Raw genomic sequence first — 15,248 nt, 5'->3', positions numbered from 1 at the left:
TCTGAATTTTCAATATGCTTTTCCTGTTAAATCTATCTATCAATCATTCGACAAAATTCGAGGAGTGACAGGCACCTATAAACCTTTGATTACGAGTTTTTTTACAGGTAAGAATTGTTCACCTGTCTCTAAGTAGTTCACATTCACTTGATCGCCTTCTTGCAGGTAAATAGCCATTGGTTCATTTTCCGAAGAAATGACATAGCTTTGGCGATTATCTAATAAGAAAGAAACAGTCGTGAATTCTCCAGATTTTTCTTTGTATACTCTTAGGACTTTGCCGCTTACTTGCTTTTCTTCTGCTTTGGAACTTCCGTCGACCGTTCCTCCTCCTCTTTGCAACGCCGTTTTATATTGCTTTAAGGCATCATTTGGCGTGACGCCAGATACTGAAATTTCCGGATTTGCAGCTGAAACGATAAAGTAATTTTGCAGAAAACCATTGGAATCCAATACAGGCGTTAACCAACTAGCTTCCCCATAGAAATTATATAGAATCGGCATTTGCCCTTCCCATTTCTTCTCAATAAATTTCTTTTCGATAATTTGCAAAGCCCCTTGAGAATCCATGTATGATTCTTCCAAGTTTCCAGTATAATAAGTTGCTTCCCCTGTTCTCGCATTTGTCAGTGAGTACCCAAGCATCGAGTCTACCCCTTCTTTCGGACTTGTGAAATCCGTGAAGTAATACATCTCGCCTTGCTCGTTAAAAATCGGACTGACATTTGCTTCTGTTCCTTCATCGGAAGGAAGCTTCACATCTGATTTACCGAATTTACTATTCCAAAATCCATGAACGTAGTTTCCATAATAGCTATTTTGTAGACTAACCACTTCAGGAGAAATAGCACCGTCCATAAAATCTGGAATCTCAGATAGTGGATAAGCTTGCGTTTCACCCGTTTTCGGATCCACTGAAACAATCCCTTTCACCTTAAATCCATTACGTGCCGAAATAAATTCGCCATATGTGCGAATATAATGAGGCTTTCCTTGATCATCAATCTCTAATTGCGGCTCTCCATAAAAAATTTGCTTCGGATATTTCATACGAATATGCCGCTCAATATTTTTATTAAAATAAGCCGATGGAGTATATTCCATGTCTGCCTTCACAAACTTAGGATTAGCCGTTGAATCGGTGGCACTGATTGTGAAGTAACCCGGCGTTTTATCCCCATTTAACCATTTAAAAAACCCTGAAAACTCCACTGGAGCAATATAAACATACTCCCCATTTACTTTTTGAATTTGTAATCTTCCAAGTTCATAATAGCTCGTATTCGGAACTTGCCCAAATGCCTTTTTCATTTTGTTACGAGCAAATTTCGGAGGAACACTTGCAGGTGTCTCCTTCTCATCAAAAGGCTCAATCTCCACCTTCTCTTCCATTTTTGCCGTATTAAATTTTTCATCAGCATTGAACACAAATGCCGTTAAGAAATAACCTCCTACGATCAAACTTACTGCGAAAAGACCCGCTTTAACTAACCTCTCCGTCCCCGTAGCAAACACTGCTCCAACCGCTGACACAACAATCAATAACGGCCATACAGACGTTAAATTATAGTCTAAATTCGTGACATAATAAAATACAAATACAAGAGGCACGAATAAAACAACTGCCCCTATTAGAAAGCCAAATACCGACTGCTTCCCCTCTTTTTTATTCGTAGAAATAGGAATAAGAATTAGTGCAGACACAAAACCTATAATCAGTGAAAATAAAAAAATGCTTCCCATAAATGAACTCCTTTCAAAAGTTGTCTCTATATTTACGGATGAAAGGATGAAAATGTTTCACAAAAAGTATAAAAGACCGCGAATCTAAAAAGATTGTGGTGCTATCATCACGCCGTGTCTGAAATCAAATGCTAAAGAGACTACACTACCTACCTTTTGATTCGACAAAAAACGAGGAGTGACAGGCACCTAAATAAAAAGGAGGATCTTGATGCTCATAAATTTTTTGACTAGTTTCATCGCTTCAGCAATGGTCATGAAACGAAGCATGGATTGGCATAAGCGAGTACTATACTTGTCCATTCCTTTATTTTTGTTATTTATGCTAGTTCAAACTGGGTATATTATTTATCGCTTGCGAAGTACGCAATTCGAAGGACATTAAAAAAGGAGGCAAGCCACGAAAAGGCTGCCTCCTTTAGAAAGTGTATTTACCTAATCCATTAGTTTGGTAAAGTAAAGGTTACTCTCTGCCCTTTAGAAATATCTTTTGCTTCTTTATTTTTCATTGGACCGATTTCGACCTCAAAAGCTTTCTCTTTCCAAATTTTATCGTATTGTTCCTTGTCTAACACGAAGACTTGTAAAAGTTCACCAGCTTCTCCAGACTTAACGATGTCATTATACCCATTGTTAAGTAGCATGCCCTCACTAAGCATGTATTGAGCACCATCATTAACGGTTAATTTTGAGCTCAGTAATGACAAGCCAATATCCTCAGCCCCTTTGTTATCTAGCTGAAATTTAACCGTCAATAAAACCACTCCGTTTGGAAAAGAGGTGAATCGCGGAGCTTCCACTTCATTCGGAGTGAATTCAGCAAACTGATATCCATCTAACGCTACCTTGACATCTCCTAATTGGTGACTCTCATTGATGCCGCTCTTTTCTTTTAGCATCTTCTTTTCACCCATGTTTTCCGTTGTAGCTCTATCTTGGTAAAAAGCTGCGTTGCTTGCTACTTTTTCAGCGCCATCGCCATTTAAAGCTAAATTAAATCTACCCTCTGAACCAACAGCTGAATCTAATTGGTTTGGTTCTAAAAGCGCTGGAGGTACCATCACCGTTACAGTCGATAACTCTTGAATTTTCGTTAAATCAGATTGACCAAATGGATAAGCAATATATCCGGTTACAGATTCACCAGCTTTTAATACATAGTCTTTTGTATAAGTTAATTTTGTTGGGAGTTGCTCCTCTTCAGGGATTAATTCTTTATAATTTGTATAATATCTTTCAGCGCCTGTAAAAGTAATATCCAAAGACGGCATATAATAGACGTCTTTATCCATCTCATTCTTTACCGTATATTTAGCTAGAATGACACCGCCATTTGTTTCGTCTCTAAATGGAATGGAAAAATCAGTGTGAAAATCCTTTAATTCAACTAAATTATACGCATCTAGAGAAACAGACACCTTATCCATTTTATGTACTTGTGGCTCGTTGTTCTCATAAAGAACTTTCGTTGTTCCTTCCGTTTCCTTTTCCATATAAGAAATTAATGACGAGAAGTCATTAGAACCTTCTTTTGCTTCACTTTTTTCTTGGTTTTCCTTTTCTTCTACTTTTTCCGACTTTTCTTCTTTTGCCTCATTCTCTTGTGTGGCAGTCGCAGTATCCTCTTTTTTCGTTTCTTTTTCTTCTTCGCTATTTCCACATGCACTGATTAATGCAGCAGCTAGTATGGCGGAAGCAAAGACTGGTAATCTTTTTTTCATATCTCATCCTCCATCTTTATTATCAATCATTTTGTCTAGCATTTCTTTTTTCACATGAATGGTTGTCTATCGTAATCAATAGATTCTTGTCTAAAAAACAAATACTAGAATGGATACCATATTAATCCTATATTGTATATAAGACAATAATATATTTGAAAGATTCAATCCACCAACAATAAAATAATGTAAATTACCTAGTTTAGATGACCTAATTTAAGGGGTTATCTGGTGATGAATAAGTGAAAAGTATCGGCCATTAAGGCATCCATTCTCAACTAGATCAACAAAATTTAACCTGTCATTTACCTCTTCTCCACCAGTGGCAGGCATATAACTAACCATGATTCAATGACAGCACCAACCACTTTCTCTATTCAACCAAGACTAGATTATGCATATATTCATAAATTTCCCATTAAATAAAACCTGTGATCATTCGTTTATTTGCTGACATCATTGCTATCGTGCGTAATTGAACGCTATTGGAACAAAAATTGCATTTACTTGAAAAAAGTCACGATTTAAAACGAGAGGAGATCGATTTATGACGGAGCAGCTGCCTTAATACGCCTTTATATTTCTGAAAATTCAAACAAATAAACATAAAAAGGAGAGTTGATATATGTCAGATAATAGCACTCTTAAACGTTCGCTTGGGCTTTGGGCCATTGTTGGACTGGGATTAGGTTATATGACACCAACAGTTGTGTTCGATACGTTTGGGATTGTGTCGGAAGCAACCAATGGGGTTGTCCCTCTTGCTTATCTTGCTGCTTTAGTTGTCATGTTGTTTACAGCCATTAGTTATGGAAAAATGGTACAAGTGTTTCCTAGTGCTGGATCAGCGTATACGTATACTCGGGAAACGATTAGCCCTCATCTTGGCTTTCTTGTTGGCTGGGCATCTTTATTAGATTATTTACTTCTTCCAATGATCAACGCCTTAATTATCCGACTTTACATGGAATCACTTTTTCCAAATGTGCCATCCTGGATATGGGTTGTTGTTTATGTCGTCATCATTACCGCCATCAATTTATGGGGGATGAGAAAAACATCGAACTTAAATGCTCTTCTTGTTATTTTTGAAGTGGTGTTAATTGGCTCTTTTCTTGTTTTAGCTTTTATACAATTATCTAATGGTATGGGGCAGGGGACGATTTTAACGACAGAACCACTCTTCCACTCTAATGTACATTTATCTGCTGTATTGACAGGAGCGACTGTCGTTTGTTTCTCATTTATAGGGTTTGACGCCGTAACTATGTATAGTGAAGAAGCCGTCGACCAAAAAATCATGCCGAAAGCGATTATGCTTACCGTTCTAATTGGCGGAGCGATCTTTTTCCTTTGCAGTTATTTTACACAAGCTTTGTTTCCAGATGTGTCTAACTTCAAAGTGACGGATGATACCTTGCCTGAGATCGGTTTGTATGTTGGCGGAACGACCTTTAAACTGATTTTTCTATCAGGGGCTTTTGCCGCAACGGTTGCCTCTGGGCTTGCCTCTCACGCAAGTGTTTCTCGATTGTTATACGTCATGGGTCGAAATGGGGCGCTTCCGAAAAAGCTATTCGGTCACATTCATCCACGATTCCGAACGCCTTCCTTTAATGTTGTCCTAGTAGGGGCCGTTTCGTTACTTGCTATCGCTCCAAGCTTAGAGTTGATTTCAGCGGTCATCAACTTTGGAGCCTTAATTGCTTTTACATTTGTAAACCTCTCTGTCATTGCCCACTTTGTCGTTCGACAAAAAAGGTATAAAACACCGAAGGATATTTTCTCTTATTTCATTATGCCTTTGATCGGCGCAGGATTAACCGGGATTTTATGGTCTCACTTACATGCCGATGCACTTATCGCGGGTCTCGTATGGGTCTCTATCGGGCTGATTTATATGCTATTTCTAACTAAATTCTCTCGAACGAAATTGACGGATATAGACTTCAATGAGACAGAGGCAGACCCATCTGTTTCAAAGTAAGGATTTTTTATACTGAACAAGAAAATCCCCATTTTATCAAACGGGGATTTTTCGTGTTCATTCCTCGACATACTTTCCATAGTCAGGGACAGCTTGAATTTTAGTTCGTTGACTTTTTTCTGAACTTTTCGTTAAACCACTTTTTTCGAGCTTCCTTACGTAATTCTTTTTCGGCTTGACGAGCAGCTTCCACTTCTTCTCGGACAGATTGTTCATGCAGGCGGATGACTTCACCATTTAACTCACCATGAACCAATTGATCGATCACTTCTTCCGCATATTCCGAAGCGATCACAATAAGTCCGGTTTTTCCTTGAGAAATGGCGTCTGACGTTTTTTCAAAAGCCGAGAGCGCATCTTTCACTTCCGAAGCATCTCCCGTGCCGCCAATAATGGATCCTGTCGTCCATCCAAGCAACATTCCAAGCGGACCACCAAGAATTCCGACGAGCATACCAATCAAACCGCCAGTGATCAATTTATCATTTCCTGTCATATCCAGAAAATCTTTTACTTGAAACGAGTGAGCTTCATCATGGTTCACTATTGCCATTTGTTCCACAACGATTCGTTGCTGGAGGTGGAGTTCCTTTAATTTCGAAAACGCCTCATACGCTTGACTGTTCATTTCAAATGTCATAATCAATACTTTCTTTTCCATGTTTTTCTCTCCTTAAAATTAAAATGACGGACAGCTATACTTGCTCTTTTCCCCAATGTTTCTACATTAAACATGCATATGTGACAAAACAGTGAATGATTTCCTCTTCTTTTAGTTGCATAAATATTATTTGAATATTTCGTATTGGAAATATTTACATCTGAACAGAAAACAGGCTCTTCAAATTAAAAGAAATAACTCTTACTTTAGTATTGTGCTCTTTTCAAAACTATGGCCTATGTATGTTATAATGACTTTTGCTAAATACATAGAAAAGGAGAATAAACTTAATGAAACAACATCAGAGAAGATGGCTGGCCATTTTCCTATGCATGATCCTAATGATTGTGACATTACCTCGACCATCTTTTGCGCAACTTCCTTTTGATGTCCATGCGAAGGCCGCTATTTTAATCGACGCCAAAACAGGAAAAATTCTCTATCAAAAAAATGCAGATGAATCCCTTCCTGTTGCCAGTATGTCGAAAATGATGACGCAATATGTCGTACTTGATCAAATAAAAGAGGGCAAACTTTCATGGAATGATGTATACAAAGCAAAAGAAATAGATCAAACTTTATCGACAAAACCGGGATTAAGTAACATCCCCCTCTATCAAGGCGAGGAATATACCCTGAAAGAGTTATATGACTCCATGATGATAGTCTCTGCTAATGCCTCCAGTCGGGCACTGGGAGAAATGGCTGGGAAGACGGATGAACAATTCGTTCAAATGATGAATGATACAGCAAAACAACTCAAGCTTCATGATTCTTACTTTGTCAATACATCTGGATTAAACAATAAAGACATTCATCCCTATGAAGTGAAAGGGACTAAACCTGAGGATGAAAACCATATGTCAGCGAGGGATCTTGCTTTGCTCGCTTACCACCTGACAAAAGAGTTCCCTGAAGAACTTGCCATTGAAACAACGAGGACAAAAACCTTTCATGTCACTGACACTCAAGTCATTGAAATGGTAAATACGAATGAAATGCTACCTGGTGGAAAATATCCGTATGAAGGTATCCTCGGGATGAAAACAGGAATGAACGAGGCAGCGGGACATGGTTTTACCGCGCATGCCAAACGCGGAGACAAAGAACTCATCTCTGTCGTCATCGGTGGAGAAACAAAAGAGGGGAAACCAAGCTCCAAAGCGCGGTTTATGGAAACAAAAAAACTGCTTGACTATGGCTTTGAACAATGGGAATGCAAACCGATGAATCCAACCGATTACTTATCAGCTAAAGAACAAAAACCTACAGTCAAAGATGGAAAAACAGAAAAGATAGCCATTGATACAACGGATAAATCCTACGTGATGGTACCGAAAACAACTGACCAGCCAATCAAAGGCAAGTTGCACCTAAACGAAGAGAGCATGGTTGCACCGATTGAAAAAGGTCAAAAGCTCGGCACAATGGAACTCACTGGTCCAACCGAACAATACTTAACACCAGAGCTCAAGAAGGCAGCCACCATCGACATCATCGCAAAAGAATCCGTTGAAAAAGAAAATTGGTTTATGTTATTGTGGAAATCGATATTTTAAATGCAGAAGAGTAACGCTAAATGGATAAGCGTTACTCTTCTTTATACTTCATACTTTTAAACTCTCCATTCCCTATCTATTACCTGGAGCTGGCTGATCCACCCCTCTGACATGGTGTCGATGACCATCATCTTCAGTCGTATAAAAGTCGTAATAATGAACGTGCATGCCATTACCTACTGGAATTGCTGGCCCAGAATAAGCCTTATAGTGATGATTATGTCCATTTTCAAAGACCACATACCCTTCCGTATAATGGATATGGTTATTCCCCTGAGTCGGTATAGGCGGAGATGTGACATCTAGACACTGATGAACATGCCCCGCTTCCACCGAAGTATAATCAACCGAACCATGATTATGATGAGGAACAAACCCATCTACAAAGTCATCCTTTCCTATCTTGGCCATTTGCTCACTCCTCTGAAATGATTTATGAATTGAAGTTGCTTGGTAACACTTCATCGCCATATTTCTCACATTCATATTAATGATATTGAGCTGAAAATAAGATTATGTTTTAATCTCTAAAAATTTGTTGTGTGAGGTTTTTAACCAGCAATGATAAACCTTGCTTTTTAACTTAGCACGCCTACTGATTAAAAATCACTTTTCAAATAAAAACACTCATTATTCATCCTTAAAACAAATTGGGCTTCATATAAAGATGATTTTTTTATTTTCCATCTTTAAAATGTATACTCTGTATAAAAAGGAGAGATTCGATAATGGCTATTCAAGGTTTAATACCTTTACCAGCAGCTGTTGATCATAATGCTGCACTAAAAATATTTCAGTCACTTTCTGATGTAAGTAATAAAATTGGTCGTTTGGATGAAAAATTTAAACACTCCATCGTTAGCGCTGAACTAGTGCGTATCCTTTCATTAAGTGAATCGGTTCAATCTACCCGTATTGAAGGGACACAAGTGACCTTTACAGATATGATCGAACAAAAAGACGATCGTCATCCAAAATGGGAAATTACAAAAGTGAATGATTATCAGTAAGCCTTATTTGAAGGAGTTGAACGGATTAGACACGGTTATCCAATTTCAACACGGCTTGTACAAGATTTACATGTCACCTTAATGCAGGGCGCTCATGGTTCAAATCAAGCAAGCGGACAGTTCCGCAAAATTCAAAACTTCATCGGTCCAACAAATCGGATTGAAGATGCTTCCTATATTCCTATATCCGCCAATAAAATTGATGATTTTATGAAAAACTGGGAGTTTTTTATTAACGATCATCCATACAACCAACCATGATCTACAAAACACCTGGATAAAGGCAATTTCATTTTGGACGAAAACAGTCACCCGCTTGTGAAAGCAGCCTTAATTCATGCACAGTTTGAGTCGATTCATCCATTTTCAGATGGGAATGGTCGTTTAGGACGGATTTTAATTGTTCTTTATTTTGTACAGTCAAAACTTATTTCACAACCTATTTTCTTTGTTAGTGAGGAATTAGAACGTGAGCGACTTCGCTATTATGATTTATTGAATGGCGTACGTGGAGATCAGCCCGATTGGAGTAGCTGGGTATTATTTTTCCTAACCGCTTGCCATCGGATGGCTGATAAAATTAGCACAAAGCTAGATGCTGCAGATAAACTCGCGATGGACGGATTGCGGAGATGTCAAACAGAATCTGAAAAGAAAGTATGGGTCTATACATTTAGCGATCCCCATACAACAGTGAAAAAAGTATCAACACAACTAAAAATCGCCCCAAGCACTGCTCGTTCAGCGCTAAATGCTTTAGCAACAAAAGGGTTACTCTACTCTGATAAACAAACGAAGCGAAATAAAAAATACGTCAACTATGACTTACTTGGGGTTTTGACTTGATCTTTATACTCATTTTACATTTTAATCAAAACCATTTGAAAAGAGGTCAGTCACCAATTTAGTGAATTGATGACTGACCTCTTACAATGAATACCAATGCAAATTATTAAATAGGTTCAATTAATCTCATAAACTACTTTAATCTCATCTTGTAACAACTCATCTAATTCTCTACGAAGCAACGTAACAACGTCTCCATGCTTAACATCTTCAAACCCTACATAAGAATTTTTCCCACCCTTTGGTACAAGTAGAGATTTAAAAACGGGCGAATTAACATTCCAATCTATATACTCTAAAAATTCAACAACTTGTTGCCAATCTTCTTTCCATTCGATCGTTGTCTTTGTCACTTGCACAATTCTTTCATGACAAACAACAGCAATTGCATTTTGAAGAGCTTCATGCCCCAAAATATTTTTGTGTACATCACCTGGTTCTTCTGGCAATGCTTCTTTTAATAAATAGAAATATTGTTGTAAGAATGCGAAAACTTTTTCATAATGTTCTCCCAACAGTTGATTTGTTGTACGACTTATCTCTCCAGTTCCTATCAGTAAATATGAAATGAATCGCGCTAAACGGACAGAAGACATCCAAGCTTTATTTCCTGGGCGTACAATACGTGACTTTTCTTCATCCACCTCCATTTGTCTTAATGGGTTGTTACGCTCCCCCTTTAACAAATCGTTAACTAGTGTATTCACTATATTTCGATCATCATATTGAACTACTAAATTCTTAGAAACACGTTTAGAAGTAGCATTAATCTCAGTAAATAATCTACGTTTTTTCGAGCGGTCAAACCCAAAATAGACTTGTGTCGTAATTGTAGAATTTAATATTTGAGAAAGACGGTTCATATCTTTCTCTGTATTTTTAAAATGTTCCAGCCCTTTCAAACGATGCTGCCCATCTAACACAACAAAGTTTCTCCCTTGTGGAAAAATGAACATATCTTTAGTCTTATCATAATGCGGATCTGCACCTTCATAAGCTACAATAACGGCTGGAAAATATATACCAGATGGAGAATCGAATGTATCCACATACTTGCTTAATTGAGCTACTCTGGATTGATTGATATCTCGATTAACAGAGTCCTCAATTTGGTATACATCTAACAGATCTTTCACTTTCATTTGTGTAGTCAAAACGCCTATGCTTTCATTATTAGGGAAGGTATGTAAAAAACCAGTTAATTCAAACAACTAAATAACCTCCTTTTTTCGCCTTTTGCGTTAAAATAGTGTCAATCGTCTTTATCACCTTACTTCCAGGCGATAAGCGAAAGCGACATGTTTGGCGATTGTATGGTATCCGTACACGATGAAAATCTTTATTTCGATGACTCCAATCATATGAGACAACAACATTTGAGAAGAAATGATCCCATTGGTCAGGAGAAATTTTACTTATGACTTTTACAAGTCCAATCAGTACAGACTGATTTAAATAAATTGACTCTTCTCGTTTATAAGCATTTGAAGGCATATATTTTGTCAACAGTATTAAAAATTTGTTGATCTTTTTAAATAGCTCTTCATATTCACTCACTTCAAATTCATAATTCTCATGGTTTGAAATAACACGCCCACTATGAAGCATTACAATTAATTTATATACAGTTAATCCCGTCATTAACTTGCGACGTGTTTGATTTTTCCGTAATTCAAAACTATCTACTGAAATTGTCGGGTGATAATGAACAACTTCACGCATTAATTTTGATGTAATGTTGTCTTCATCGTAATATTTAATCAAATTAGCTCCTACTCGAGTACTTTTCGCATTAATATCTGTAAATAATTGCTGTTCTTTTTCAATAGTTAATCCCTCATAAATTTGTAAAGACAAGGGAACCTTAATTAACTTTTCATATAATTGCCTATCTTGATGATTTGCTGAACTTTTCAAACGATCTGCCACGCTTTCTAAAGCACGTAATCGATGTTGACCGTCTAAAACAGCCATTCGATTGTTTAGTGTCAATTTGTACATCAATTCCTCTTCAACATACTTACCATGACCACGTGCAGAAAATACAAACGGTGGAAAATAAATTGTATGCTCATTTTCTAATAAACGACTTAAAATATAAGTCGACAAACTACCGACCTGTTCACTATTTAACTCTCGTTGTACAGAAGGATCTACTTCAAATATAGCTAATATATTTTCAGCTGTTGTCTGTGCTGAATATACAATTTGCCCAAATTGATTTCCTCGGACAGCAGAAATTGAAATAGGATACTCTTCTTTCTTTGTCGCACTTTCCAAAAAACCCATAATCTAACCTCCTAATAATAAACTGGTCCTAGAATATCCCTACTTCAGTACTTTTCCTTAACAAATCTAAGCCTTTTGAATCTGTTACTCTTCTTGTAATTCTGTGCATTTCTGTTCAAAAAGAAGCTAATACTTATTATCAAAGCCAATACTTTTATGTCCAAAAATATCCATATCACTTGAAAATTCATTAGAGATCTTCCATATTTATATTCAAAACCTATATTATGCACTTTACATTCAAATCCCACCTATCATTTAATTCTTCTGTTATTTGGAACTTCTTACCTATATCATATCAATGTTAATGACTTGTCACAATTTTTTAAACTTATGTTGCAAAAAATATTGCTACTAGGAATTATAGCGATATTTTTAATACTATCTATATCAATAGTTATTGTATTAATAACCGGTTTTATGTTTCGATTAGAACACTCTTGTCATATTAAAGGAACAAGATTATTGTTTAATAATGAAAAAAGAGACCCTTTGTTAGCCTCTTTTTTAGTAGTCTAATTGCAGTTCATGCTCCGTCAGCAATTCATGTATTTTTCTTGTTGCTTCACGATATTCTATTAAAAAGAACTCCCTATCTTTTCGAATTCGGTATTCATCAAGAGCTTGGAAAATCAATTTTTCTGCCAACTGAGCATCTTATACTTTAAAAACCCTTTTTACGGAAAAAGGGAAGAGGACGCCAGTAGCAGAATTGATTTCTTTAATACGTTTTTCAATGCTTCTGTTAGTCATCCCAATTTTCAACACATTGGGTTCTTCTCGGCGAGAAAGAATATAAATATAGCCAAAATTAGTTTGTGTCTCTACTGGCTCTTTCCTGCTTAAGTAAATTTCGCACAGTTCAATTACATTTAATTGGATAAGTTTTTGAACTGAAGTACCAATTTTTTCCTCATATTATTTTTTTACAGCCCTGCGTAATTTTGTTAAAAAATGTGGTATCGACTTCAATATTTGGGGATTAGGCTCACCGAACTTCGCATAAACTGTAAACCAGTCCCATTGATCTTGTCTTAGGCAACGATTGATCAAACCTTTAAGTTTACTGATATCATCGAGATCCATTTCATTCGCACTAACGATACCTGTCAGAATTTTATACACACTATAAACAGCTTTTTTATACTCGTATTCCATCTTTGATTTGAGTGGTGCCATACCAAAACCCCATTTTTGATTGTACTTTCTTCGAATCTCTTTGGGATTATCCACTTTCTTCACCTACTGTCCGTTTCATTTTGTCCTTATATTATAATCTTTCAGTCTCATTTCTAATTTACCATCAGGAGACATTAGAGGTGAATGATTATCTCTTATTTCTTATCAATTCCCTTATTTCATCTAATGAAAGCCATGGCCTTCTACTGTATAACATACGGTAGAAGTTAACACACACAACCACTATATCCTGCACCTATGTGCCCATAATGTTCTTTAAAATCAAATTCTCATATCTCGCAAATAAGTTTCCTATGTTTTTGTAAAAAACAGATTTTAGCTAGCTTTATTGCTTAGGGATTACGCTTTTGTTTGATAATTGAATTTTGAGCCACTTCTAACTTTTTAATTAGTGAATCTGGAATGTCTTGTGATGGAGACTTCAGAGGCATGATTTGGCTCAAAAGTCGACACATCAGGATGTTTCAAAGCCTGTCATACCTCTCACTCCATATCAAGACGGTGGTTTTACTGGAAATGGAATGGCTCACGTTTTCATGAGCAAAGTGGTTCAATGTTATGTGAGCGAAAACAACGACTATCCATGAATAACCCATCCAGCTTGCTCGAAGTTCATTCTTCTATTAAGATCTTCATCGAATTGACTTTTAGGAAGTGCAAATACCAACAAATGTGTAGGTCTACTAAAAGCAACATATATTAATCTTAGTACAGATTCTAAAACTGTTTTTTCTTCTTCATTTATATTGAGACTATCATTATAGGGAACACCTAGTAATTGCTTTTCTACCATCTCAAAAACATCATATTCTTTTTTACTTTCGTTAAAGCCTCTTTCAAATTTCCAGTTAACAACTAAAGTAGCTTTATGTGTTTCTCCCTTTACAGAATGAATAGTTCCAAAAAGTATTCTTCCTAACTTATTTTTCCCAATTGATTGAGGGGTACTTTTACTGATTTGTTTTAAGGTTTCTAATTCTTTTAGCACCATATCTTTATCTAAAGAAATCTCTGTGACACCATCATATAACTCCAAAAGTCTGTCCAGTTCATTATCAATGGATAAATCTGACTCAATAGCCATAATTATTTTCTGCATTGCAACTTTCAATGCTAATTCTGAATTCAATTTTCTTTTAATGTCTGTAATAGAATAATAGACCCCCTTCCCACTACTTACTTTCCGAAAAATGGCAATTATCCTTTTGTATAAATAACCTATAGAATCTACTCTTTGCTCTCGAGATTCAACTGGCCTTTTATAATTCGAATTATATTTCTTTAAAATATCATGTTGTCCTGTTACTATATAAATCGCTTTTTTATTACTTTTAAATTCTGGATTATTATCTTCATGTCTTTGAATTAATCCTTCATAAAGTTTAGAAACCTCTTTTGGTGAATCATATTGTCAATACCGGCGTAAAATTCCCCAAAAATGCCGGAATAAAAATCCTCACTTTTCCGATTCTATCGCTGGAGGAGTTGGGAAGATCCCAGCTTTTTTCTTTTCCTCCATGCGATATGAATCACCTTTAATATTAAACGTAACGGAGTGATGGAGGAGACGGTCCAGAATCGCCGTCGCCAGTACATCATCACCGAAAGTTTTTCCCCATTCTACATAGGATTTATTCGATGTAATGATCATCGCACCTTTTTCATAACGCTTTGAAACCACTTGAAAAAATAGATTAGCTGTTAAAGTATCAAACGAAAAATAGCCGACCTCATCCAGAATAATTAAGTCCGGTTTACAGAGACGATTGATTAAGTAATTCATCGTTCCTTTTTTAGCTGCTTTTTGGCATTGTTCACCTAAGTCATCCGCTGTCATAAATAACACATGATAGCCTTTTGCGAGTGCTTCTAAGCCAAAACCAATGGCTAAATGGGTTTTCCCGACACCTGGCGGTCCTAAGATCAAGCGATTTTCCCCATTCGCAATAAAGCGACATGTGAGCGTTTCTTTTACGCGTTGCTCGCTAATACTTGGTTGAAAGCTAAAATCAAAATCATGAATCGTTTTGCTATAGGGAAATCTTGCTTTTTGTATGCGCTTTGTGAGTGCTTGAGCTTCTCGCTGCTCCCATTCTTGCTTCACAAGCGTGTCAAGAAAGTCAAAATATGATACATTATTGGCAGAAGCACTTTCAACTAATGAATCTAGTTGATGTGCCGTTTGCTGCCAACCTAACACTTTTAAGCGTTCTTCGAGTAATGAGTACACAA

Annotated in this window: 16 protein-coding genes; 5 read left to right on the top strand and 11 right to left on the bottom strand. The window is 36.7% G+C overall.

The window, feature by feature from the left end:
• Positions 1–75 precede the first annotated feature (75 nt).
• Positions 76–1,743: a hypothetical protein gene (locus WDJ61_RS02550; protein ID WP_338752924.1), complete on the bottom strand. Its 1,668-nt coding sequence runs from the start codon at positions 1,741–1,743 to the stop codon at positions 76–78.
• A 211-nt stretch (positions 1,744–1,954) separates the two neighbouring features.
• Here WDJ61_RS02550 and WDJ61_RS02545 point away from each other — a divergent pair, with 211 nt between their 5' ends.
• A complete protein-coding gene (locus WDJ61_RS02545) occupies positions 1,955–2,128 on the top strand; it encodes a hypothetical protein (protein WP_338752922.1) in 174 nt (57 codons plus the stop codon).
• A gap of 58 nt (positions 2,129–2,186) precedes the next feature.
• Here WDJ61_RS02545 and WDJ61_RS02540 read toward each other — a convergent pair whose 3' ends face one another.
• On the bottom strand, positions 2,187–3,464 hold the full coding sequence (locus WDJ61_RS02540) for a DUF5068 domain-containing protein (RefSeq protein WP_338752921.1): 1,278 nt from the start codon (positions 3,462–3,464) through the stop codon (positions 2,187–2,189).
• 625 nt (positions 3,465–4,089) lie between these two features.
• On the opposite strand from WDJ61_RS02540, the gene WDJ61_RS02535 reads away from it, so the two are divergent.
• Positions 4,090–5,451 (top strand): APC family permease, encoded by a 1,362-nt coding sequence (locus WDJ61_RS02535; protein ID WP_338752920.1) that lies wholly within the window; start codon positions 4,090–4,092, stop codon positions 5,449–5,451.
• A 100-nt stretch (positions 5,452–5,551) separates the two neighbouring features.
• Here WDJ61_RS02535 and WDJ61_RS02530 read toward each other — a convergent pair whose 3' ends face one another.
• The gene (locus tag WDJ61_RS02530) at positions 5,552–6,112 is read right to left on the bottom strand and encodes a DUF1269 domain-containing protein (protein ID WP_338752918.1); all 561 of its coding nucleotides are present in this window, start codon (positions 6,110–6,112) and stop codon (positions 5,552–5,554) included.
• 290 nt (positions 6,113–6,402) lie between these two features.
• Here WDJ61_RS02530 and WDJ61_RS02525 point away from each other — a divergent pair, with 290 nt between their 5' ends.
• Positions 6,403–7,671, top strand: coding sequence for a D-alanyl-D-alanine carboxypeptidase family protein (locus WDJ61_RS02525; RefSeq protein ID WP_338752917.1), 1,269 nt, complete (start codon positions 6,403–6,405; stop codon positions 7,669–7,671).
• A 72-nt stretch (positions 7,672–7,743) separates the two neighbouring features.
• Here WDJ61_RS02525 and WDJ61_RS02520 read toward each other — a convergent pair whose 3' ends face one another.
• Complete coding sequence (locus tag WDJ61_RS02520; protein ID WP_338752916.1) at positions 7,744–8,082, bottom strand: YmaF family protein; 339 nt, start codon at positions 8,080–8,082, stop codon at positions 7,744–7,746.
• Between the two features lie 317 nt (positions 8,083–8,399).
• On the opposite strand from WDJ61_RS02520, the gene WDJ61_RS02515 reads away from it, so the two are divergent.
• Positions 8,400–8,681 (top strand): Fic/DOC family N-terminal domain-containing protein, encoded by a 282-nt coding sequence (locus WDJ61_RS02515; RefSeq protein WP_338752915.1) that lies wholly within the window; start codon positions 8,400–8,402, stop codon positions 8,679–8,681.
• A gap of 294 nt (positions 8,682–8,975) precedes the next feature.
• Positions 8,976–9,527 carry a Fic family protein gene (locus WDJ61_RS02510; protein ID WP_338752914.1) on the top strand — a complete coding sequence of 184 codons (552 nt, stop codon included), beginning with the start codon at positions 8,976–8,978 and terminating at the stop codon, positions 9,525–9,527.
• 116 nt (positions 9,528–9,643) lie between these two features.
• Here the strand turns inward: WDJ61_RS02510 and WDJ61_RS02505 are convergent, their stop codons facing one another.
• The 7 genes from WDJ61_RS02505 to istB all read right to left on the bottom strand — a co-directional run bounded on the left by WDJ61_RS02505 (position 9,644) and on the right by istB (position 15,246).
• The gene (locus WDJ61_RS02505; protein ID WP_338752913.1) at positions 9,644–10,738 is read right to left on the bottom strand and encodes a DGQHR domain-containing protein; all 1,095 of its coding nucleotides are present in this window, start codon (positions 10,736–10,738) and stop codon (positions 9,644–9,646) included.
• Positions 10,731–11,816 carry a DNA sulfur modification protein DndB gene (locus WDJ61_RS02500; protein ID WP_338752912.1) on the bottom strand — a complete coding sequence of 362 codons (1,086 nt, stop codon included), beginning with the start codon at positions 11,814–11,816 and terminating at the stop codon, positions 10,731–10,733. Before WDJ61_RS02500 ends, WDJ61_RS02505 begins: the two co-directional genes overlap by 8 nt.
• A 507-nt stretch (positions 11,817–12,323) precedes the next feature.
• Positions 12,324–12,464, bottom strand: coding sequence for a hypothetical protein (locus WDJ61_RS02495; protein ID WP_338752910.1), 141 nt, complete (start codon positions 12,462–12,464; stop codon positions 12,324–12,326).
• A gap of 9 nt (positions 12,465–12,473) precedes the next feature.
• Positions 12,474–12,611 carry a GIY-YIG nuclease family protein gene (locus tag WDJ61_RS18995; protein WP_413789078.1) on the bottom strand — a complete coding sequence of 46 codons (138 nt, stop codon included), beginning with the start codon at positions 12,609–12,611 and terminating at the stop codon, positions 12,474–12,476.
• A 123-nt stretch (positions 12,612–12,734) separates the two neighbouring features.
• Positions 12,735–13,049: a hypothetical protein gene (locus WDJ61_RS02490; protein ID WP_338752908.1), complete on the bottom strand. Its 315-nt coding sequence runs from the start codon at positions 13,047–13,049 to the stop codon at positions 12,735–12,737.
• A 544-nt stretch (positions 13,050–13,593) separates the two neighbouring features.
• Positions 13,594–14,100 (bottom strand): hypothetical protein, encoded by a 507-nt coding sequence (locus tag WDJ61_RS02485; protein WP_338752906.1) that lies wholly within the window; start codon positions 14,098–14,100, stop codon positions 13,594–13,596.
• A 372-nt stretch (positions 14,101–14,472) separates the two neighbouring features.
• Positions 14,473–15,246 carry an IS21-like element helper ATPase IstB gene (gene istB / locus WDJ61_RS02480; protein WP_338752684.1) on the bottom strand — a complete coding sequence of 258 codons (774 nt, stop codon included), beginning with the start codon at positions 15,244–15,246 and terminating at the stop codon, positions 14,473–14,475.
• Positions 15,247–15,248: the final 2 nt, after the last annotated feature.

The organism is Bacillus sp. FJAT-52991 (assembly GCF_037201805.1).
Classification (GTDB): domain Bacteria; phylum Bacillota; class Bacilli; order Bacillales; family Domibacillaceae; genus Bacillus_CE; species Bacillus_CE kandeliae.
The sequence above is the reverse complement of the archived record's forward strand: the minus strand, read 5'-3'. Positions and strand labels throughout refer to the sequence as shown.